This is a genomic window from Pseudoalteromonas sp. 31A1 (genome assembly GCF_011378815.1).
GTDB lineage: Bacteria > Pseudomonadota > Gammaproteobacteria > Enterobacterales > Alteromonadaceae > Pseudoalteromonas > Pseudoalteromonas arctica.
The window spans coordinates 106,038-129,131 of sequence record NZ_WTKY01000002.1 but is presented as its reverse complement, the minus strand read 5'-3'; the positions used below and the strand labels follow the sequence as shown (position 1 = coordinate 129,131).

Annotated in this window: 18 protein-coding genes; 9 read left to right on the top strand and 9 right to left on the bottom strand. The window is 38.8% G+C overall.

The genetic code is table 11. The annotated features are described in order from the left end of the window. Nucleotides 1-78 precede the first annotated feature (78 nt). Both topA and GQR52_RS03035 read right to left on the bottom strand, forming a co-directional pair. Nucleotides 79-2,787, bottom strand: coding sequence for a type I DNA topoisomerase (gene topA, locus GQR52_RS03040; RefSeq protein ID WP_165727402.1), 2,709 nt, complete (start codon nt 2,785-2,787; stop codon nt 79-81). Nucleotides 2,788-3,035: 248 nt separating this feature from the next. Further along, nucleotides 3,036-6,359 carry a hypothetical protein gene (locus tag GQR52_RS03035; RefSeq protein ID WP_165727401.1) on the bottom strand — a complete coding sequence of 1,108 codons (3,324 nt, stop codon included), beginning with the start codon at nt 6,357-6,359 and terminating at the stop codon, nt 3,036-3,038. Nucleotides 6,360-6,552: 193 nt separating this feature from the next. On the opposite strand from GQR52_RS03035, the gene GQR52_RS03030 reads away from it, so the two are divergent. After that, a complete protein-coding gene (locus GQR52_RS03030; protein WP_007582590.1) occupies nt 6,553-7,887 on the top strand; it encodes a dicarboxylate/amino acid:cation symporter in 1,335 nt (444 codons plus the stop codon). A gap of 96 nt (nt 7,888-7,983) precedes the next feature. Here GQR52_RS03030 and sohB read toward each other — a convergent pair whose 3' ends face one another. Together sohB and GQR52_RS03020 are read right to left on the bottom strand one after the other, a co-directional pair. Continuing rightward, nucleotides 7,984-9,000 (bottom strand): protease SohB, encoded by a 1,017-nt coding sequence (gene sohB, locus GQR52_RS03025; RefSeq protein WP_165727400.1) that lies wholly within the window; start codon nt 8,998-9,000, stop codon nt 7,984-7,986. A gap of 100 nt (nt 9,001-9,100) precedes the next feature. After that, the gene (locus GQR52_RS03020) at nt 9,101-11,530 is read right to left on the bottom strand and encodes a VolA/Pla-1 family phospholipase (RefSeq protein ID WP_165727399.1); all 2,430 of its coding nucleotides are present in this window, start codon (nt 11,528-11,530) and stop codon (nt 9,101-9,103) included. A 206-nt stretch (nt 11,531-11,736) separates the two neighbouring features. Between GQR52_RS03020 and GQR52_RS03015 the strand changes: the two genes are divergently transcribed. Continuing rightward, nucleotides 11,737-12,483, top strand: a complete 747-nt coding sequence (locus GQR52_RS03015; RefSeq protein WP_165727398.1) for a YciK family oxidoreductase — start codon at nt 11,737-11,739, stop codon at nt 12,481-12,483. A gap of 83 nt (nt 12,484-12,566) precedes the next feature. On the opposite strand, the gene rluB is transcribed toward GQR52_RS03015, so the two are convergent. From rluB to GQR52_RS02995, 4 genes are all read right to left on the bottom strand, one after another. Beyond that, complete coding sequence (rluB, locus tag GQR52_RS03010) at nt 12,567-13,439, bottom strand: 23S rRNA pseudouridine(2605) synthase RluB (RefSeq protein WP_007582584.1); 873 nt, start codon at nt 13,437-13,439, stop codon at nt 12,567-12,569. Then, entirely contained in the window at nt 13,436-14,026 is a 591-nt protein-coding gene (gene scpB, locus GQR52_RS03005; RefSeq protein ID WP_024590449.1) for an SMC-Scp complex subunit ScpB, read from the bottom strand. The genes rluB and scpB overlap by 4 nt, the downstream gene beginning before the upstream one ends. Before the next feature lie 151 nt (nt 14,027-14,177). Next, the gene (locus tag GQR52_RS03000) at nt 14,178-14,699 is read right to left on the bottom strand and encodes an EF-hand domain-containing protein (protein ID WP_165721507.1); all 522 of its coding nucleotides are present in this window, start codon (nt 14,697-14,699) and stop codon (nt 14,178-14,180) included. Nucleotides 14,700-14,929: 230 nt separating this feature from the next. Continuing rightward, nucleotides 14,930-15,361: a hypothetical protein gene (locus tag GQR52_RS02995; RefSeq protein WP_007582577.1), complete on the bottom strand. Its 432-nt coding sequence runs from the start codon at nt 15,359-15,361 to the stop codon at nt 14,930-14,932. Between the two features lie 240 nt (nt 15,362-15,601). Here GQR52_RS02995 and xthA point away from each other — a divergent pair, with 240 nt between their 5' ends. Genes xthA through GQR52_RS02980 form a run of 3 tightly spaced genes read left to right on the top strand, consistent with a single transcriptional unit; the run spans nt 15,602 to nt 17,873 of the window. Further along, on the top strand, nt 15,602-16,408 hold the full coding sequence (gene xthA / locus GQR52_RS02990; protein WP_165727397.1) for an exodeoxyribonuclease III: 807 nt from the start codon (nt 15,602-15,604) through the stop codon (nt 16,406-16,408). A 5-nt stretch (nt 16,409-16,413) separates the two neighbouring features. Continuing rightward, on the top strand, nt 16,414-17,061 hold the full coding sequence (locus tag GQR52_RS02985; protein ID WP_165727396.1) for an energy-coupling factor ABC transporter permease: 648 nt from the start codon (nt 16,414-16,416) through the stop codon (nt 17,059-17,061). Continuing rightward, entirely contained in the window at nt 17,058-17,873 is an 816-nt protein-coding gene (locus GQR52_RS02980; protein ID WP_165727395.1) for a putative RNA methyltransferase, read from the top strand. Before GQR52_RS02985 ends, GQR52_RS02980 begins: the two co-directional genes overlap by 4 nt. On the opposite strand, the gene yfbV is transcribed toward GQR52_RS02980, so the two are convergent. Beyond that, nucleotides 17,870-18,316, bottom strand: coding sequence for a terminus macrodomain insulation protein YfbV (gene yfbV / locus GQR52_RS02975; RefSeq protein WP_007582569.1), 447 nt, complete (start codon nt 18,314-18,316; stop codon nt 17,870-17,872). The genes GQR52_RS02980 and yfbV overlap by 4 nt on opposite strands. 284 nt (nt 18,317-18,600) lie before the next feature. On the opposite strand from yfbV, the gene GQR52_RS02970 reads away from it, so the two are divergent. The 4 genes from GQR52_RS02970 to GQR52_RS02955 all read left to right on the top strand — a co-directional run bounded on the left by GQR52_RS02970 (nt 18,601) and on the right by GQR52_RS02955 (nt 23,090). Further along, on the top strand, nt 18,601-19,815 hold the full coding sequence (locus GQR52_RS02970; RefSeq protein ID WP_165727394.1) for an acetate kinase: 1,215 nt from the start codon (nt 18,601-18,603) through the stop codon (nt 19,813-19,815). A gap of 1 nt (nt 19,816) precedes the next feature. Continuing rightward, nucleotides 19,817-21,976, top strand: coding sequence for a phosphate acetyltransferase (gene pta, locus GQR52_RS02965; protein ID WP_165727393.1), 2,160 nt, complete (start codon nt 19,817-19,819; stop codon nt 21,974-21,976). 226 nt (nt 21,977-22,202) lie between these two features. Continuing rightward, on the top strand, nt 22,203-22,589 hold the full coding sequence (locus GQR52_RS02960) for an ACT domain-containing protein (protein WP_007582563.1): 387 nt from the start codon (nt 22,203-22,205) through the stop codon (nt 22,587-22,589). Between the two features lie 3 nt (nt 22,590-22,592). Next, nucleotides 22,593-23,090 (top strand): PTS glucose transporter subunit IIA, encoded by a 498-nt coding sequence (locus GQR52_RS02955; protein WP_165727392.1) that lies wholly within the window; start codon nt 22,593-22,595, stop codon nt 23,088-23,090. Nucleotides 23,091-23,094: the final 4 nt, after the last annotated feature.

Here is a 23,094-nt window from a genome sequence, read left to right as displayed (position 1 = left end):
ATAGACACAAGCTGTGCGTTCCGGTTTTTTTATGGTTTTTTAAAACCTATAAAAAGTTATGAATAAGCGATAACGTGCTTATTCATCTTCTTTTTTAGCTTTCGCTTTAGGCTTTGCTTTAGCTGGTGCCTTTTTTGCAGCAGCTTTCTTTTTAGGTGCTGCCTTTTTCTTCGCTTCTTCTGTCCATTTACCTGCTTCATAATGAGCAGTCCAGCCAGTAGCTTTACCGTCAACTTCAGTCATAACATACTGAGCTTTATTTTTACGGCTATAGCGTACAACAGCAAGATTACCATCAGGATCTTTAGCAGGTGCATCTGCTAAGTAATAAAACTTAGGCGAAATACGGTCTCTAAAGCGTTTTAACTCTTCTACTTTAGGTGCACGTGTTTCACGAGACTTAGGAAAAGTATTTGCAGCTAAAAATATACCCGCGGCGCCATCACGTAATACAAAATACGCATCTGACTTTTCACATTCTAATTCAGTAATGTGAACAGGGTCTTCTTTTGGTGGAGCAGCTTCGCCACTTTTAAGTAGTTTACGTGTATTTTTACACTCGTCATTATTACAGCCAAAGTACTTACCAAAGCGACCAGATTTAAGCTCCATGTCAGAGCCACATTTATCACATTCGATAATTGGTCCGTCATAGCCTTTAATTTTAAAGGTACCTTCTTCAACTATATGCCCTTTACATGCTGGATTATTACCACACACATGTAATTTACGGGTTTCGTCAATTAGGTATGAATCCATTGCCGTTTCACAAATCGGGCAACGTTTCATCTGCATTAGCTTTTCAGTTTCTTCGTCTTCGACATCGGCTGCAACCGCTTCATCGCCCGACACTAAGTTCATTGTCGTTGTACAACGCTCTTTAGGTGGTAAGCTATAGCCAGTACACCCTAAGAAAACACCAGTTGATGCTGTGCGTATACCCATTTTTCGGCTACACGTAGGACATTCAATATCCGTTTCAACCATCTCGTTGAGACGCATACCGCCATTTTCTGGCTCATCTTTAGCGACAGTTAATTGCGTTGAAAAATCAGCATAAAATTTATCAAGAACTTCAGTCCATACTCGCTCGCCTTCAGCGATGTCATCTAAACGGCCTTCCATTTTTGCTGTAAAATCAAAATTCATTAAATCAGTGAAGTTTTCAACCAAACGATCGGTAACTATTTCACCCATTTTTTCAGCAAAGAAACGGCGATTTTCTACACGTACATAACCACGATCTTGAATCGTTGATATAATTGACGCATAAGTAGATGGACGACCAATACCGCGTTTTTCAAGCTCTTTTACTAAACTTGCTTCACTAAAGCGCGCTGGCGGTTTAGTAAAATGTTGCTTAGGATCAAGTTCGATTAAAGTAAGGACTTCACCTTCTTTAACAGCCGGTAGTGATTGATCTTCTTCGTTTTTCTTACGTATCGCAGGTTGTACTTTTGTCCAACCATCAAAGCGGAGCACACGGCCTTTCGCTTTAAGCTGGAAGTCGTTAGCTGCAACAGTTAGTGTTGTTAAATCGTATTCAGCAGGTACCATTTGGCACGCTACAAACTGACGCCAAATTAGCTCGTACAGTTTTTTAGCATCAGCATCTACACCTTCAACATGCCCAGATAACACGGTAACGCTTGAAGGACGTATTGCTTCATGCGCTTCTTGTGCATTACCTTTAGAGCTGTAGCTAATTGGATCTTTTGGTAAATATTTAGCACCAAACTCGTTTGTTACATACTCACGACACATTTCAACCGCGTCTTTTGAAAGATTAGTTGAATCGGTACGCATATACGTAATATAACCGCCTTCATACAAACGCTGAGCAAGCATCATGGTCTTTTTAACGCCATAACCTAAACGTGTACTTGCCGCTTGCTGCATGGTTGAAGTAATTAATGGCGCACTTGGGCGACTTTTACTTGGTTTTTCTTCAACGCTAATTACTTTATATTCTGCATTCTCAAGGCTTTTAACCGCTGCGCTAGCCTGAGCTTCATTTACAGGCTTAAATGGCTTTCCTGCTTGTTTGGCTACTTCTAAGCGTAACTCAGACTCAGTATTTTTAACGTCAGCGTGAATATCCCAAAATTCTTCTGGAATAAATGCTTTAATTTCACGTTCACGCTCTACTAATAAACGTACAGCAACAGACTGAACTCGTCCTGCAGAAAGTCCGCGGGCCACTTTAGCCCACAATAAAGGTGATACCATAAAGCCAACAACACGGTCTAAAAAGCGACGTGTTTGCTGAGCGTAAACCATATCAGTATTAAGCTCGCCAGGTGTTTCAAACGCTTGCTGTATTGCGTTTTTAGTAATTTCGTTAAAAACTACGCGCTTATATTTAGCAGGATCACCACCAATGATTTCTTGAAGGTGCCAAGCAATTGCTTCCCCTTCTCTATCCAAATCCGTTGCGAGATATATTTGGTCTGCATTTTCAGCCAGCTTTTGTAATTCTTGAACAACTTTTTCTTTACCAGGCAGTATTTCGTAATGCGGATCCCAGCCTTGGTTTGGGTCTATACCCATACGCGCGACTAAGTTTGTATAATCTCGTTGCTTTTTATACGCTGCTTTCTCTTCAGGTTCCATTTTACGAACTTCTGCTGGCGTTTTAGTTGCCGGCACTTTAGCTTTGCTCGAACCTGAAGTAGGTAAATCTCGTACATGCCCAATACTGGACTTTACGATGAAGTCATTACCTAAATATTTATTAATTGTTTTAGCCTTAGCAGGAGACTCTACAATTACTAGCGATTTGCCCATAGTTGCCTATTTCTAACCAAATATTGAAAATGTGTTTTGCCGACATAAGCGGCGCGAATATTTATAGGTATATCTACAAACACTAGTTGTTACAAGCTTTTAATACAAACTTTTCAGTATTTACTGAATAAACGAACAATTTTTGTCGTTAAATTAAACAAACTAGTGTTTTTAGATTAATTGATGTGGAATATATAGAACAGAAACAAAAATGCCAACCTAAAGGTTGGCATTTTTAAAATAAAGCCTTATTTACTATCGTAAATTTCGATTCCTTTGGAGACTGTTTTAGTGCCACCAGCCTGAGTAGTAAACTCAAATGTTATTGAAAGTACACCGTCAAATTTATCATTACCATCCGCTTCACGAGAAATACGAACATCTGAATACATTGGTTTATCCGTATTCGTACTTGGAATAATAGCGTTATTTTCGATAATAGATAAGTCGCCATTTGTAGAGGCTATAGATACAGTTGTACCCGCTGGTAGTGGATTACCAAACTCATCTGTGTAGTGAATACGAACTGTAATACCAGATAAGCCAACTTCCAATAGTTGAGGATCAGTTTCATCTGGATCCGTTTCATCATATTCAGGGTTATCTGCAAAAACATTTGATAAATCAACTGCTGATATATCACAACGCTCAGATACATCGGATGGCTCAAGTACTGCTGTAACTGAAACAGAGCAATCTGCTGGTACATAAACAGGATACGGTGCATCAAGAATATCCGTTGTTTTCAACACAGAAAAACGAACATATGGATTATCTCCAGACATAACCAATTCAATTTGTTTACGCACTTCAATTAGCTCTCGAGAACACTCACCTGCATTTTCAGCGGCTTCGCTACATAATAAGCCATTATATTTACCATCAGCAAAGTCATAAATACCGTCATTATCTAGGTCTCGCCATGTTTCATTATGACCACCTCGTGAAATTAACTCAGAACATTCATCCGTAGACGGGTCATAATTTGAAGCATCTGCATCACTACAGTTTGCTTTATCGAAGGCTGCATTTTCATTGTGATCTATAAATGCTTCAGGTAAATCGTAACTAGTATAATACTCACCAACATCAAACAAGCCATTGGTGCGTTTAACATCATCAGTGGTTTGCTCATCTACAAAGTTCTCTTGTCCTTTAGTGACAGCGAGAACACTTACACGTCCTCCCATAACAACGCCATCAGCATTATTTTTAGCGCGTGTAATACCATTTATACAAGGAGCTGCAATACCAAAATATGGGTCACAATTTATAATACCTGTTTTTGGATTAATACCTTCTGTAGTTGTTGCGTCCCCGTCAATATCGCCAATTCGGTTACCCCATTTGTAATCATAAAATGGACGGTCTCCTTGAGAGCGCCAGGTTACAACACAAGTAGCATCGTCAGTTTTACAAGTAACTTCATTGCTAGATGAGCCAATGACACCAGCTTCAGCTAAAATAGTTGCCTCTACACCGTCACCGTTATAATTATTAAATTGGTCACCAAAATATACCGTAATATCATTTAAAACACCGTTATAATTAAGTGAGTTAGTATTGAACGTATTTGGGCTTGCATCAAAACTGTTTTGGTCTGTTACGCCTGAAGCGAGCGTTAATTGAGCCGATACAGAACTTATCTGCTCGCTCAATGGTACTAAAGTAAGTGTTCCGTCTGGACAAATTTCATTGCTTGGTTCTGATGTACACAGTTCTACATCATCAACCCAACACGTTAAATCATCACCTTCAGGTAAATTATTAACATCTTCTTTAGAAATAAAACACGCTTTTACCACTAATGGACCAGGCACTATGCCAGATTCAACCGTTGTCTGAACAAAGCCTTCATTATTTGTATCACTTGTTCTAAGTGACAGTTTAGCTGCCCCCACTGAATCTGTTAACTTGAAATCAATACGTTGCTGCGTAGATGCAAGACCATCCGCATCTATTAGCTTAAATCTAACGATCGATTGAGTCGGGGCGCCGCCTTCACCTGGAGGTAATGCAATAAATGTTTCACTGACATCAACAAACTGTATTGATTGTACCGCTGATGTTTCCACAGGAATAATCGTAGTAGCAGTAAAGTTTTTACCGCCTGTCTCAACCGTGATATTAATATCATCGTCAATACTACAACCTGTAGCTCGGTATGTTGATGTTGCGATACCACTTGATGATTTTACTGATGCATCAATTACTGAGTCGCCGCTAATTACACACGTTGAGCTGAACTCAACATCTGTTGGAGTTAAGTATAAATTACCATCTTCATCTAAAAGTGTTACTTCAATAACTGTACTACCACCTGCTTTTAAAGGAATAACATTTCCTGAAGAATCTTTATTTAGCCCGTTATCAACCTCTAGGGTTAAATCAGCAATACCTACAGCAAAATTAGTTGAATTACTTTCACCTACAGACGTTACAGTAACAGTACCTGCGCCACCAGTATTACCAGGTTGCAATTTTAGTAAAGCAATACCAAAGTTATCAGTAAGGGCTGTCCCAGATGAAGGGAGAACAGAACCTAAATTTGTTGAAATATTAACTAGCGAATTTTTACTACCTTCACCACTTTGCTCATCAATGACTTCAACAAATAATTCACCTAGTTCTGATGAAGAGATAGTATTAGCTACCGTACAACCCGATGCTGCTTGTGTAGGGTCAAGTTTTACGCTAGAACGATTATCGTCCCAGCCTGCGTTACAGCCTGTTAAGAGCTTTACTGATATAGAGAATTGTGCCAGATCAACTGGTGCAGAATCACCTGATGAATAAAATACAGCTGTATTACTCACTTCTGTTGAGTTAGTAGGATTATAAGTTGCAACAACTTGACCTGCGCCTTTAAAACTACCACTAGAGAGAGTTACTTTTGCTTCACCCGCTGAGTTTGTAATTGCAGTTCCTAAGTCTGGCGTTATTTTACCTGTGAAGTTTGTAGTAAAAGTAACAAGCTGCTCGCTAAGTGCAACTCCATCATTTTTTAAAGTCGCTGTAACCGTGCCTAAGTTGTCAGTTGTAACCGGGTTTGTATCCGAATACTTAGCACCATTTTCATCGACAATATTTACTGTTAGAGTTGTTGACCCACTAACACCAGTATCATCACCCTGCCCACCGCTTGATTGAAAAGCAAAAGTACTTGTATAAGATTCACCATCGACTGAATAGGTAGCGGCTACTTCTCCAGCACCGGCTTGAGCACCGGCTGTAAGTTCAACCGTTGCAATACCATCGTTTTGAGTTAATGCACTTGATGGAGACAGTTCACCAATCTCATCTTCTAATGTAAACGTAATGCGCTTACCCGCAACAATTACACCGTCTTGAGTAAGAATTGCGCGTAAATCTAAAGAGGAGGTAGCGGTAACAGAATTTAACTCTGTTGCGTCTGTTTGAGAATACCCCTTTAATGAAACCGAGTATGTAGCAGCCTCTGTAGTGGAATCACCATCACTTATAGAACCGTCTTTTTCAAGTGACCCACCGCCACCACAGGCTGTGAGTAAAAAACTTAGCAATGAAATGCCGAGCAGTCGCATTAAAGGCATGAACCTCTCCCTAGCGTTGTTATTATAATTAAAATTAATTTACACTTAATATTAACCTATAACTTAGTCTAAAATCACAGTTTTTTATTACTTTTTTGTGCAAAATATTTTTAAATAAATACTAACTTTTTCTGTAGTAAATATTTCCTTGCTGGTAGTCTATGGCAAATTTATAAAATGTAGATCAGGAAATATGTCAAAAATCCGTTCAATGAGTTTAACCACTCGCATCATGATTGGTATGGCGCTTGGGGTTACAGTAGGTTTTATATTTCAGGCTATATTAGCTGGTGAAGACGATTATCTAATACCACTTGGGTTATTCTCTTTGCCAATTAAAGCCTTTTTTGTTGATGGTATTTTCCATGTTGGTGGTCAAATATTCATTGCCAGCTTGAAAATGTTAGTTGTGCCTCTTGTTTTTGTATCGCTTGTTTGTGGTACCTGTAGCTTAAGTGACCCTAAAAAACTAGGCCGCCTAGGTGGTAAATCTATTGGTTTATATTTATTAACTACAGCTATTGCTATAACAGTGGCGATTACACTTGCCTTATTATTTAGCCCGGGTGAAGGTATAAGCTTGCCATCTAATGCAACCTACGATGCTAAAGAAGCACCTACCCTTGCACGTGTAATTATAGATATGTTTCCTACAAATCCTTTTGAAGCAATGGCCAAAGGCAATATGCTTCAAGTTATTGTGTTTGCACTTTTATTTGGTGTAGCAATGGCATTAAGTGGTAAAGCCGGAAAACGTGTTGCTACCGTATTTGAAGATTTAAACACTGTGATTTTAAAACTAGTTACGCTTTTAATGAATATTGCCCCTTATGGCGTGTTCTTTTTAATGGCAAAACTGTTTACAACAATTGAGCTTAACTTAATTGTGAGCTTAGCGAAGTACTTTGGCGTTGTAGTGCTTGCACTGTTATTACATGCTTTTGTAAACTACACATTGCTTTTAAAAATATTAACGGGCTTAAACCCGCTTATTTTCTTAGCAAAAATGAAGCACACATGCTTATTTGCATTTAGTACCTCGAGCTCAAGCGCAACTATGCCTATTACACTTGAAACTGCTACTAAAAAGTTAGGTGCTAATAACTCGGTTGCCTCATTTACTATCCCACTGGGTGCTACCATTAACATGGATGGCACTGCCATCATGCAAGGTGTGGCTACCGTGTTCATTGCACAAGTGTTTAGTGTCGATTTGACAATATCTGATTATTTAATGGTTATATTAACAGCAACACTTGCCTCTGTAGGTACAGCAGGCGTACCTGGTGTTGGTTTAATAATGCTGGCAATGGTACTTAACCAAGTTGGCTTACCTGTAGAAGGGATTGCAATTATTATCGGTGTAGATAGATTACTTGATATGACACGTACAGCAGTTAATGTAACCGGCGATTGTATGGTTACCTGTGTTGTTGCCAAGTCTGAAGGTGAGCTAGATGAGAGCATTTTTAACGACCCTAATGCAGCTAAAGACTTAGAAGATTATCATAAATCTATTGACTCATAAGCTACATTTATACAGCTATAAAAAAACCTTGATGCAATCCATCAAGGTTTTTTTCGAGTAAAAATAATTTAACTGAATCCTGAAAAAGATTCTAATCTAAGGATTTAACAACTTAAACTTAGAAAGTAAGTTTATTCCCACTTTATTTACACCACTACTCAAGCCAAGAGCTAGCTTATCGCTCAACCCTTTTTTAACTTTGTATTTAATCTTATAAATTTGGCGCTCATGTTGCTGCTCTAGCAATGCATCATCACTTGTTTTTATAACATCTACCAAGCCTTTATCAATTGCTTGAGTTGCAAACCAATGCTCACCTGTCGCAACTAAGTTTATATCTAAGCTTGGACGTTGAGTGCTTACAAACGTTTTAAATAAACCATGTGTTTGTTCAATTTCTTCACGAAATTTTTCACGGGCCTTATCTGTGTTTTCACCAAATAAAGTAAGTGTGCGTTTAAATTCACCTGCTGTTATTTGCTCAAATTCAACATCATTTTTCTTTAATATTTTATTAAAGTTAGGTATTTGAGCTATCACACCAATAGATCCAACTATTGCAAAAGGCGCTGCAAGTATCTCGTCCGCGACACACGCCATCATGTAACCACCACTTGCTGCCACTTTATCAATTGCAACACTTAGAGGAATACCCGCACTTTTAATACGCTGTAACTGAGATGCAGCAAGTCCGTAGCCATGTACAACACCGCCACCACTTTCTAAACGAATAAGTACTTTGTCTTTACTTGGATCGGCAATAGAGATAATAGCCGTTATTTCTTCTCGTAAGCTTTCTACTTCGTGAGCGTCCATACTACCCACAAAGTCAATTACATATAAACGAGGTTTAGGCTCATCTTTATCTGCTTTTTTACTTTTTGATTTAAGCTGTTTTTGATGCGCTTTAAGCTCTTTTTTACCCAACGTATTTTGTAAAAAACTTTCTTTAAGTTCAACTAACTGCTCTGATATATCGTCAATTTGTATTTCACCTTTTTTGGCCTTTGGCTTAACTGCAGCGCCAACTATTAGCATTAAAATAACTGCTATAGCGATAACAAAAGTAACTGTTTTAGCAAAAAACAAACCGTATTCGTATAAAAATTCCAACTGGTTTCTCCATTTATAAATTTCAGCTAATTTAGCATGCTTTAAAGCAAAAAAAAGCCACTTTTCAGTGGCTTTTAAAGGTTAATTATTTTACTGGTTATTAATCAGTCACAACCTCAGGGTTGGAAACTAATAACATCCGTCCGCGAGCAGCTAAGTAAGTAGCTACTTGCAACTGCATTTCTGCATTAGCGGCAGCACTGCCTTCAACAGTTGCAGCCTGTGCAGCATCTTGAGCTGGTGTTAATATAGAACCATGATGCCCTTTAGTAAATTTAACTAAGTAGCTTGCTGGTGTTTCACTCAATGCTTGCGAAGTACTTACTGTTTCAAGACCCATCAAGTTAGCTAATGGAATTGTGCCAGAAATAGGATTATTAGCTGCCATTGGTGGTATCACTTGGTCAGGCTTGTTATCAACACCATCACCCACAACAACATTAGTATAAACAGGAGTACCTAATGCTTTCACAGTGGCTGCGTAGTTCGTTGGATCACCACTATCTAGCGCTGTTTGCGCCGCAAAAGCAAACTGTGTAAATACACCTTGAATGTTAGTAAGTTTAGTCGTTTCACCCGCAGTGGTAAGTGATGCAATATATTCGTTGTAACCACACGTCAAGTAAGCTTCCATGTCTGGTATTAATGAGCCACAGTTAGAAACTGCATCTCCTTGTAAGTATGCAGTAAATTCATCAGCTTCTGTTGTACCCGCTTGTGAAAGTACTGAACCTTGAATAAATGGACCAAACGCAGCAGATTCAAGTAAGAAGCTTGCTATACCGCCACCACCACTTGCAAGAGCTACTGTGTTTACATTAAATAGCGGATCAAGCGTTTCTGCCATTGGCGTATTAGCTTGAGCAATAAATGCTGGAGCAACAATAGAACCTAGCGAATGCCCAATGTAGGTAACGTCTTTACTATTAATAGTTGTATCGTTAATAAAGTTTAAGCCTAAACGAAGGCCTAATAAATCAGCAGCCGATTGACGTAAGCTATCACGTGCAACAAGTAATGAACTTAAGTTCATGTAACTAAGCACAGAACCTGTTGTTGCATTAAAGTCGTCTGTTCCATCACCATCAACATCTATCCCGCGCTCACCATGTCTTGGATGGTCAATAGCAACCGTTGCAAAGCCTTGAATAGAAAGCTGCGCAGTTAAAGCAAGCATACTTTCTTTTTGTGTTGTAATACCGTGCTGCATAATCACAACAGGCCATCCACCTTCAGGCATAGCGATAGGATCTAATTGTAACTGTGCACGGACACCATTAATTATCGGTAAAATAGGTTTAGTAACTTGCACTGGCACATTTGCCATGCTTTGTACTTTTGGAATTGAGTTGTATTTTGTTAAATGACGTGTGCTGTCTAGTCCTAAGTCACGTAATTGTCCGTCACTTAATGCAGAACATAAACCATCATTTTCACTAATAGGATCTGTCGGAAATGCATCGCCTGCAACGGCCTTATAACCAATTATTGCCACCGCGTTATCACACATACCTTGCCAATATGTATCACTTAAATCACTAATATCAGTACCCGTTGGCGTACCTAAATACATCGGTAACATAATGCTACCTTTTTGATATTGCACACCAGAGAAAGCAGCAGAGACTTCTACACCCTGAGAAGCAAATACTTGTTGTACATTTACCATAGGCTGTTCAGGAACTTGAAGCGCAGGAGTTGGTAACGCAGGCTGTTGCAAGCTTGCAGCTAGCAATTTTTTAATTGTCCCGAGTACCGGGCCTGCTGATTGAATAGTCATCGCACTAGAAAAAATAATATCTTCTTTTGCGATATCTCCTGAACTTACAACTACATTTTCGTAACTGTTAACAGCACCCTGCAAACCAAGTTGAGCTTCTGTAATTAATGGCGCTTCTTGTTTAACCAGCCCATAAGTAGAAGAAGGCTCAATAGAACGCCCTAATGAATCTTTAAGACCAGTAGTTAATACATTGATGTATGAGCTACCTGCCGTAAATGGTTTTAAAGGAATAATTGCAACGCCATCACCTGAAGCTTGAGTAACAAAGTCAACACCAAAAGTAAGCTCACCGACCAATTTACAAGCAGTACCGGCAGCTACAACTGAACATTCTGCATCAGTTAAACTTGCACCCATTACAACTTCAAAAATTCTTACTGTACCAGGGGTCCCAGCAGACGCTTCATCTAAACTCACATTTGGTGGGAATGTTAAATCGATTTTATAAGGAACCTGCGAAGACCAACCATCAAGTGCACCTAGTGCAAGTTGAGGGTTTGCATAAGCTGCGCGCGAAATAGACACATTGTTGTCATCTAATTCACCAGGAATATTAAGTGTACCGTCTTGAGTTCCACTCATTAATAAATCATTAGGTACCGATAAGATACCTGCTGCTGGATCAAATGTAACTGTTGCTGTTGGGATAACTGGTGCTGTGTCGTTCTTGACATCTGTTAACGTTTCTCCACCGCCACAACCTGCTAAAGCAGCTGTAACCGAGAGTGAAAGTAGCATTTTTTTCATATTGTTGGCTCCGCACGTATTTTATTTTTATAGTGTGTTTAATCAGTGTATTAAGTTAAAACAATGTAATCAGGTTATTAATGAGACATTAGACCAGTTAAACTTAACGTAAAGTTTCTATTTTCGCCACCTAATTTTACAATAAATTCGATTACTTCACGTTTCGCTATGTTAAAATCAAAAAAATTATATGAATTGGTACTTTTATGCACACATATCAAGCAGCTGAAAACGCACTTAAAGATAAAGTTATTTTAATAACAGGCGCCGGTGATGGTATTGGCCGAGTTGCAGCAATTACGTATGCAAAATACGGCGCTACAGTTATCTTATTAGGAAAAACAACTAATAAACTTGAATGTGTTTACGATGAAATTGTTAATGCTGGCTACCCTAAACCTGCAATAGTCCCTATGGATTTAAAAGGCGCAACGAAGCAAAACTACCGTGACCTTGCTGCAACAATCGAATATCAGTTTGGACGCCTTGATGGGTTGCTTAATAATGCAGGTATTTTAGGGTCGCTTGGTCCACTTGAACATTTTTGCTCATCTACGTTCGAAAACATAATGAAAGTAAACGTCACTGCACAAGCTATGATCACTAAAGCACTTTTTCCCGTTCTTCGTAAATCTGATAATGCATCGATAGTATTCACGTCATCAGGTGTAGGCCGCAAAGGTCGTGAATTTTGGGGGCCTTATGCCATCTCAAAATTTGCAGTAGAAGGTATGATGCAAACATGGGCATGTGAAGTAGGTAAAACGAATATTCGTATAAACTGTATTAATCCAGGTGCAACGCGTACATCTATGCGTGCAGCTGCATATCCTGGCGAAGATAGAGATACCCTTGCTACACCAGAGGATTTAATGCCAACCTACTTATACTTGATGAGCGATGATTCTAGTGAAGTGAATGGCAAATCGTTAGATGCTCAAGTAAAAAAGTAGTTTGGAGTTTAAATAGTTTAAACAACTCACATTAAAAAAGCCGCAATTAGCGGCTTTTTTGTGTTCAATAAATAACTAATTGATTATTTACGTTTAGTCGGCTTAACACGCTGATTGTGTTTTTTAACTGCTTTACGAATTTGGTTGATTTTAGCGCGTTTATCTTTGCGTTTTTCAGGCATAACAGAAAGCTTAGTTTGTGTTTCGCGGCCTAATTTAACGGTTTTACGCAAGTAGTTTACTGTTTCTAAATCATACTCCATCCAACCACCTTGTGGCACGCGCTTATCAAGCTCTAGTTTACCGTAACGAATACGAATAAGACGAGATACTTCCGCATCTTGAGACTGCCATAAACGACGAACTTCACGGTTACGCCCTTCATTTAACGTTACGTTAAACCAACGGTTAACGCCTTCGCCACCCATAGGGGTTACAGTCGTGAATTTGGCTGGACCATCTTCAAGCTCAACACCACGTAGTAAGTTTTTAACCGTCTCGTTGGTTACTTCACCAAATACACGTGCAGAGTATTCACGCTCTACTTCATAGCTTGGGTGCATTAAACGGTTTGCCAGTTCACCATCGTTTGTAAAAAGCATTAAACCCGATGTATTAACGTCTAGTCGACCAACCGCAATCCAGCGATCGCCATCAATACGAGGAAGTCGGTCAAATACAGTACGACGCCCTTCAGGATCTTTACGTGTGCTTAACTCACCTTCTGGTTTGTTATACATAATCACACGACAGATTCGGTCTGCTTTTTCTTCGATTTTTACACTGTGTCCGTCAACACGAATCAAATCGGTTTCTTCAACACGGTCACCTAACTTTGCCACTTTACCGTTTACACTAACGCGGTTTGCGTCAATGTATTTTTCCATTTCACGGCGTGAGCCTACGCCTGCACGGGCTAAGACTTTTTGTAACTTTTCACCTTGTATAATACTCATTCGGATGGTTCTCTCACAGAAGGATCGCTCAATAACTGGTTAATTTTACTTTGCTGCTCCGTTGGCAACGCAGGTAAATTTTCAAGTCCAGTTAACGAAAAATAATCTAAAAATTGCTTAGTAGTTGCATATAAAGCCGGCTTTCCCGGAACCTCTTTATGCCCTACCACTTTAACCCACTCTCTTTCGAGTAAGGTTTTAATAATATTCGAACCCGTAGTAACACCCCTTACTTGCTCAATTTCGCCGCGTGTAATGGGCTGCCTGTATGCAATAAGTGATAATGTTTCCAGTAAAGCACGCGAGTATTTTGGTGCGCGTTCTTGCCACAAGTTATTTAACCAAGGGCTTAAACTACTGCATGCCTGAAACCGATACCCACTACCAACTTCAACTAAGCGAATACCACGAGTTTGAAAATGCTCTTGTATTGTATCTATTGCGTCATTTATTCGTGCCATAGAAATAGCTAAATCTATTAATACGATGTCTTTAAGGTGGCGTTTACTAACAGGCTTATCTGCAACAAAAATAGCTGCTTCAATGATCTCAACTAGTTGTTCATCACTAATTCGCCGACCCGCCATACACACTCTTAACAAATAAAAATACACAGCCATCTATTATGACAGAACAACACCAAACTAGGAAAATATATCTATCAAATAACTAAATTTAAAACACAAAAAAGCCAGTGCCTAGCACTGGCTTTAATCTTACTTACTAAAATGGTAACTATTAGTTACTTTTAAAAGCTTCTAATGCATCATCTTCAGCTACTGCGTTACCGTATTTTTTAATGTAACCCATAAACTCGCTTTTACTGATGCGCTTATCTTGGTTTTTATCCATGTAACCAAAATGATTTGAAATATCATCATCGTTACCTTCAACTACCGAGATATAGCCATTGCTGTCGTTATCTAGACTTGCAAAGCTGCTTTCAATTTTATCGAATTTAGCAATTTCAGCTTTAAATGCCGACTCACTTACTTCAGAATCAGTGGCTACTTTGCCATTATTAAGCTTCATATAAGTGTTAAATTCTTTGCGGCTAATTTCGTTATCCATATTGGTATCAATATTTGAAAAATGGCCCCAAATGCTATCGTCATCAGCTTCAACTTTTGAGATGTAGCCATCGCTATCATTATCTAAACTTGCAAAGTCACTGTCTATTCTTTCAAGACCTTGATTAGATGAACAAGCCGCTAGGCTTAATGATGCTAAAATAGTGGCTGCTAATGTTAACTTTTTCATAAGACGTATCCTTCGTAATTAATTAAATGTCACTTTAACTAATACAAATCCAATGCCAATAATAGTTAACTTATAATAATCAATAACTTAATCTCGATCGGTATATTTATTAAACAGTTTCAATAAGTTAAGCTTGCAAGCTTTGCAAACAACCTTGTAATTTTTGCAAAAAAATACCCGGTAAAAACCAGGCATTTCAAATTTACTTATTATTATAGTTAAGCTAATAATTAGATTGCTGCGTTTTGGTAGCGTTTAACAAACTCAGTAACGTTTTGACCATTACATTTTAATGAGTTTAGGTTACCAATTTTTTGACGAACAGGTGCTAAACCTTGTTTTAAAGCCGTCATACATAATTGAGTTTCTTGTTGAGCGTCTTTTGCAAATACTTCTACTTTCTCAACTGATGCGTTGCTTAATGTCGTTTTTTTAGCAATATCACGAATATCTTCACCATTACATAAAATGCTTTTAGAAAAACGAGATAGGTAAACACCGTGCTGGGCAGCTTCTTTACGAGCAACGCTAAAGCCTTCGTTTGCACTTAGTACACATAACTTAGACTCAATTTTGTTATCTTGGCTAAAGTAAGTATTGCTTTGAGCTGACGCAGTTGCAGATGCTAGTAAAGCAGTGGCTAAAAGTAGTTGAGTTTTCATGAGAGATCCTATTTGAACGAGCTAAACAAGTGAATTTCGCGCATTATATATTCAATAAAGTTAAGTTCAATTGAATTTTTTATTTATTTAAATAATTAATATTGTATTCACAATGTTTAAACTTTACCCACCATTTGATCAACATTTGCGCAGCTATTATCTCAATTCAGTCATGTTATGTGCGCGTATTTACTGATACAATTTAATCTATTAAATAGAACCAATTTTAAGGTAAATTTTATGAAAGTGATTTCTTTCAATATCAATGGTCTGCGTGCTCGTCTTCACCAATTACAAGCAATTATCGACAAACATCAACCAGACGTTATTGGCTTGCAAGAGATTAAAGTTCACGACGAAGCATTCCCATTAGAAGATGTTCAAAAAATGGGATATCACGTCTACTTTCATGGTCAAAAAGCGCATTATGGCGTAGCTATGTTATGCAAAAAAGAGCCTAAATCGGTCTTAAAAGGTTTTGCCACCGATACAGATGAATCGCAAAAACGCATGATAAGCGTCACTGTTGAACAAGAAAACGGTCGCGACCTTACTGTCATGAATGGCTATTTCCCACAAGGTGATAATATTAATCACGAAACTAAATTCCCTTATAAACGTCAATTTTATAAAGATTTAATGACACACCTTGAAACCAATCACACACCCGATCAAGACGTCATCGTTATGGGTGATATCAACATATCACCTACCGATTTAGATATTGGTATTGGCGAAGTAAATGCTAAACGTTGGTTAAAAACGGGTAAATGTTCTTTTCAACCGGTAGAGCGTGAATGGCTTGCAACATTACTTAATTGGGGTTTTAAAGACACCTTTAGAGAGCAAAACCCCGAAACAGACGATCAATACTCATGGTTTGACTATCGCTCTAAAGGGTTTGTAGATAATCGAGGACTTCGTATAGATGTAGTGCTTGCAACCAATGAGCTTGCAGCACGCTGCATAGATACAGGTATTGATTACGAACTTCGCGGTATTGAAAAACCGTCAGATCATGCCCCTATATGGTCAACATTTAAGTAATTATTATGCTCAGCCTAACAATGCAGGGGCTACTTTGGGCTCTTGTAATTATTATTGCTCTATTAAGCTTTGATAAAAAAACATATAAAACATTGCTTAATACGCCAGTCCGTCAAACTGGCGTACTTGCGTGTGCGTTAGTGTTTGCAGTGCTTTGGCGAATAAAGGCTGGCATTTTAACTGGCCTTGATTTACACATACTAGGTGTTACGGCTGCTACATTAATTTTAGGCTGGCGGTTGACTATTTTAAGTAGCCTACTTGCCACAGCCCTACTCGCTGCCTTTGGTCAAATTGAACTTGAGCTGTTACCAGTACAACTGCTTATTGGTGCGTTTATTCCTATTTTATTGAGCTATCTTGGCTTTATAATTAGTTACCAATATTTACCTCGTCATTTTTTTGTCTATATATTTGTTTGTGCGTTTATAACCGCAGGATTTATAGCCTGTATAAAAATAAGCCTAGGTGCTTTATTTTACTTAGCTATAGGGCAATACAATTGGCAAGAACTTGCAGATAACTACGTTTATTTAAGTGCCATAATTTGGTTTCCTGAAGCAATGCTCAACGGCATGGCTATAACAATTATGATCACCTATCGCCCGCATTGGGTAAAAACTTTTTACGATAAGGACTACCTAGGCTCATGAGTCTTGAATATCAATGCCCGCTGTGTAACCTAGCACTTTTGAAAACTGATTCAACACTTCGTTGTGCTAACAACCACAGCTTTGATTTTGCTAAAGAAGGCTATGTTAATTTACTGCCTGTGCAACAGAAAAATTCAAAACAGCCGGGTGATTCACTTGAAATGGTACAAGCCAGACGTGCATTTTTAGAGCGTGGGTATTATCGTTTTTTACAGCAAAGCCTTAGTGATATAATCAGTAATATAAGTGCAAAAACTATTATTGATTTAGGATGCGGTGAAGGGTTTTATACCCAAGCAATAGCGAATAAAACAAATGCTGTTGTATACGGTGTCGATATTTCAAAATCAGCGGTTAAATATGCAGCAAAGCGCTACCCTAATTGCCATTTTAGTGTGGCATCAATCAGCCAAGCTCCCTTTAAAAGCCAATTTGCTGATGTACTTGTTAGCGTATTTGCACCTTTATTTGAGCAAGAGCTTGAACGCCTAGCAAATCAAAACGCAACATTAGTGGTTGCAAGCCCAGGACCCTGTCATTTAAAAGAGCTAAAATCGTATATATATTCAGAAGTAAACGAGCATACTGAAATAGCCACTCCAAAAGGGTTTCAAAAATCAGAGCAGATCCTTTTAACAGAGCATGTAGCGCTTAGCTTTACTGATATTAAAAACTTAATAATGATGACGCCATTTGCATGGAAATTTAGACCCGAGCACTGGACAGCACTCGAAGAAAAAGGTGAACACACTGTCACCTTATCGTTTTATATTACTCAGTTTACCAAAATAGATAATGATGTAACTCTCTAAAACTGCTCTTTAGTAAACGCCCTGTCCATTTTATCAAACATATCTTTAAGTAAATTGGCAAGCTCCATATAACGGGGCTTGTTTTCACTTAACTGCGTTTGATATCCATTAGCTGCCATTTTAGTGTACAGCTCGTTATACCATTTTTGCATCGCAGGCTCTAAAGGCGTTTGCGCTCGCTTACCCAACCAAAATAAACCTTGTAATGGTAGCGATATAAAAAATAATGCACTTGCAATGGCTTGCGGTAAAAAATCAGAACCCAAGTAATTTAGCTGAAAAAACAATGTTAGCATGGCTAAGATTGGCATTACTGTAATGGCAAGCTCAGTCGCTCTAATTACTCTAAACTCTAAAAATAAGGGCGCAAGCTCTTTGCGCATTGGCCATTTTTTACCATACAAACGGCCAGTTTGTAGTTGTGACATCACACTTTTTTGCATCATGACTCCTCACAGATACTGCTTTTAAATACAATGGAAAAACGAGCTATACGCAAAGTGTAACACAAAATGAAAGAGTTACACTTTCTCAGTAAAACAGCTTAAATTTACCTTTTAATGGCGGACAATCCTAACTTAAACATCTCAATTAAGGTAAGGTATTTAACATTGCGTTAACCACTTTGCAATTGAACATTCAATTGTTTTAGCTTTACTTAATACCGTAAGTGTAACGATTACGAATTAACGTTTACTTACTAAATTTGTTTATGGAAATTGAATCTATGCCAACAACCTCTCCTGAATCACAACACGTTTTAGTTTTAAATTGTGGTAGCTCTAGCTTAAAGTTTGCCATTATTGATGCGAACGATGGTCACGAAATTATTTCAGGCCTTGCTGAACGCTTAGGCGCTAAAGCACCCTCTATTAAATACAAATTTAATGGTACTAAAACAGTTATCGACTTAGCGGCTAATCAAGCACATGCTAAGGCTATAAATACGCTTGTAAGCTTAATAAAAGATCACAACTTAGACGAGCAACTTATCGCAGTGGGCCATCGTGTTGTACATGGCGGCGAGCACTTTACGCGATCGGTATTGATTGACGAAAAAGTAATTGCAGGCATTACACAGTCGGCAACGCTTGCGCCGCTTCATGGGCACGCTAATTTACTAGGTATATCGTCGGCGCAGGCATCGTTTGAAGGTTTGCCACAAGTCGCGGTGTTTGATACTGCATTTCACCAAACTATGAATGAAGTTGCCTTTCTTTACGCTCTTCCATATAAGTTGTACACCGAGTTTGGTGTTAGGCGTTATGGTTTTCACGGCACAAGTCATTTTTATGTTGCAGGGCAAACAGCAAAGTTACTTGAGCAACCTATCGAGCAAAGCAATTTTATTAGTGCCCACTTAGGCAACGGCTGTTCTGTATGCGCTATTAAGAATGGTAAGAGTGTTGATACCAGCATGGGACTAACGCCTCTAGAGGGGCTGATAATGGGCACACGTAGCGGCGATATTGACCCTGGTTTATTTAACTTTTTAACCACTCAACTTGATTACACAGCCCAGCAAATAGATAACCTACTAAATCAAAAAAGTGGCTTGTTAGGTATTAGCGAGCTTTCTAACGATTGCCGTACCATTGAAGAAGCCGCTATAGCCGGTGATAAAAAAGCGATACTCGCAATTGAAATGTTTTGCTACCGACTTTCAAAACAAATCGCGGCGTATATGGTGCCATTACAGCGCCTTGATGCTGTTATATTTACTGGTGGTATTGGTGAAAACTCAGATATTATTCGTGAAAAAGTAATTACACAACTTGCCTTTTTAGGCATTAATTGTAATCCGCAAGCCAACCTCAATGCGCGCTTTGGTCAAGAAGGCGTTATTAGCTGTAAAAATTCACACGTCAAAGCAGTTGTAATGCCAACCAATGAAGAATGGGTTATTGCCCTTGATGCTGCAAATATTGTAAAGGAGCTTTAATATGGCACGTCGTATTATGTTAATTCCTGTTTCTACCGGTGTGGGTTTGACGTCGGTATCAGTTGGTTTAGTGCGTGCACTTGAACAAAAAACAGTTAAAGTTAACTTTTTTAAACCAATAGCTCAGCCACGTTCTGGTGAAACAGGCCCTGAAAAATCAACGCAAATAGTTACTCAAGGCTCACCTATCAACCCACCAATGCCTTTTGCACTTGATTATGCTGAGCAAATGATTGGCGACGGTAAAGGTGATGACCTCCTAGAGGAAATTGTTGAACGCTTTGAAAGTAAAATAAACGATAACGAAGTCGCTATTATTGAAGGTATGGTACCTACTCGTCGCCAACCTTATGCTGGGCGTGTAAACCGCGAAATTGCGCAAACACTCGGCGCCGAAATTGTATTTGTACTTACCCCAGGTAATTACACCATTACTCAAATAGAAGACCGCCTTGAAATTGCAGCAGGTAACTACGGTGGTATCGATCATCCTCGCGTACTGGGCTGTATTTTTAATAAAGTAAATGCGCCACTTGATGAAGAAGGTCGTGCACGCGCCGATTTAGTCGATGCCTATAAACCTGAAGAGCTTGAAAACGAGTTAAATCGTTTAGCCTCCCTGCCTATTTTTAAAAAAAATCCGTTTATGTTACTTGGTGCAATCCCGTGGGATTTTGACTTAGTAGCGCCGCGCGTAAAAGACTTAAGCGCATACTTAAAAGCCACGATTATTAACGAAGGCGATATGCTTCATCGTCGTCTGCGCCGTATTACTTTTTGTGCTCGTACGGTTTCAAATATTTTAAATTATTTTACGCCAGGCGCTTTATTAGTAACACCGGGCGATCGCTCTGACATACTTGTTGCTGCGTGCTTATCTGCTATGAACGGCACTAAACTTGGTGCTATATTACTCACCGGTGGTTTTGAGCCAGAGCCACGTATTATGGCCTTGTGTGAGCAAGCCATGCAAACCGGCTTACCAATACTCGCAACCGATGCAGACACGTGGCGTACATCATTACTACTGCATAACTTTAATATGGAAGTACCAAATGATGATGACCAGCGTATTGAAAAAGTAAAAGATCACAACGCAGAGCATATCAATTCAAGCTGGCTAGATACTCTAGCTAAAAGTGTAGGTAAAACTCGTAAGTTATCACCACCCGCATTTCGTTACTTACTTACCACTAAAGCGCGTAAAGCAGGTAAAACCGTGGTTCTACCAGAAGGTAATGAACCTCGTACAATTAAAGCGGCTGCTATTTGTGGTCAACGCGGAATTGCTAAAACTATATTACTAGGCGATCGCGAAGAAATAATGCGCATTGCACAGCAGCAAGGTATTGAGCTAAACGAACATGTAAGTATTATCGAGCCTCAAAGCATTATTAATGATTATATTGCGCCTATGGTCGAAATTCGTAAAAGCAAAGGCCTAACTGCCGTAGTAGCACAAGAGCAACTACAAGATAACGTCGTACTGGGTACAATGATGCTTGAGCAAGGTAAAGTAGACGGTTTAGTATCGGGTGCAGTAAACACTACGGCAAACACAATTCGCCCACCACTGCAATTGATTAAAACAGCACCAGGGTCATCACTAGTATCATCTGTATTTTTTATGCTACTGCCTGACCAAGTGTTAGTTTACGGTGACTGTGCGATTAACCCAGACCCTAATGCTGAACAACTTGCAGACATAGCGATTCAATCTGCCGACTCTGCAGCTGCATTTGGCATAGAGCCGCGTGTTGCCATGATCAGCTACAGCACGGGCACTTCTGGTACAGGTGCCGATGTTGAAAAAGTACGTGAAGCCACAAAAATAGCAAAACAAAAACGTCCTGATCTAATTATCGACGGCCCACTACAATACGATGCAGCTATAATGGAAAACGTAGCACTTAAAAAAGCACCTAACAGCCCTGTAGCCGGTAAAGCGACCGTATTTATATTCCCAGATTTAAATACGGGTAATACCACGTATAAAGCAGTACAACGTAGTGCCGACTTGATAAGTATTGGCCCTATGCTGCAAGGTATGCGTAAACCTGTAAACGATTTAAGCCGTGGTGCATTAGTTGATGATATTGTGTATACAATCGCCTTAACTGCCATTCAGGCAGCTCAAACAGAAGCGCTAATTACTCATTAAACGTAACGTGTGCTTTTTATAGCCTAGCTATTATTTATTTAATAATTAACTAGTTAGGTTATTTATACCCTGCAACCCCCATACTTATCCACAGAAATTGTGGGTAAGTTTTTACTCCCTTCTTTTATCTACTTATTTACTGCTGAGTTAGTCGTTGTTACACCTTTAATTTAAAGCCAATAATCTATACTATAAAGCTATCAATATTGCTGTTCGCAGGCTTTTAATGTCAAAACAAACATTACAATTACACAGCACCATTTTATCTATACACAGTTTAGATGTAGATGCCGACATACCTGCGGCACTTTTAAAGCAATCTTTGTTTTTTATTTCTAAAACCCATGATGAACTTTCAATTGTATGCCCAAGCGATTTTGAAGTAAAAAGCCTGGATACCGAACCCGACTGGCAAGCTTTAGAGGTTGTAGGTCCACTTGGCTTTTCGTTAACCGGAATTATGGCTAATATTTCAGGGGTATTAGCGCGCGCTAAAATTTCTATCTTTTCAATCTCAACCTACGATACTGATTATATTCTCATAAAAAAACACACTGCAGAAAATGCTATTTCCGCTTTAAAAAAAGAGGGTTATAACGTGGTGGTAAACTAACTTATGAAAGCTCAAAAAATTGACTATTTAGCTCAAAATAAAGCGCCTCTTAATGCAATAAATATTACCAGCCCATTTACAGGTAAAGTAATTGAACTGAAAGAGCATCCAGAACCTTTTTTTCGTTTTGGCACTCTGGGCCCTGGTATTATGGTGCAACTAACAAGTCATAAAATTTTAGCACCGTTTGATGGAACTTTATTACAAGTAAAAAATGCAGGTACTGAGTTTATTCTACAAGCTAATAATGGTCTAAAAGTCTTGATTAACTTAACTATTTTTGATTCGCAATCAATTACGCATACCCATATTGCGCAACTCAATGGTAGCAAAATATGCAAAGGTCAACGCCTTGCTTATTTTGATTTACGAGAACTTGATACTCCAATGCTTGCTAGTTTAATTTTACTAAACGGCCATAACCTTGGCACATTTCATTACTCGCACTCGCATGTAAATGCGGGTGAAGACACACTATTAACTATTATTAAGAAGAACTAGATTT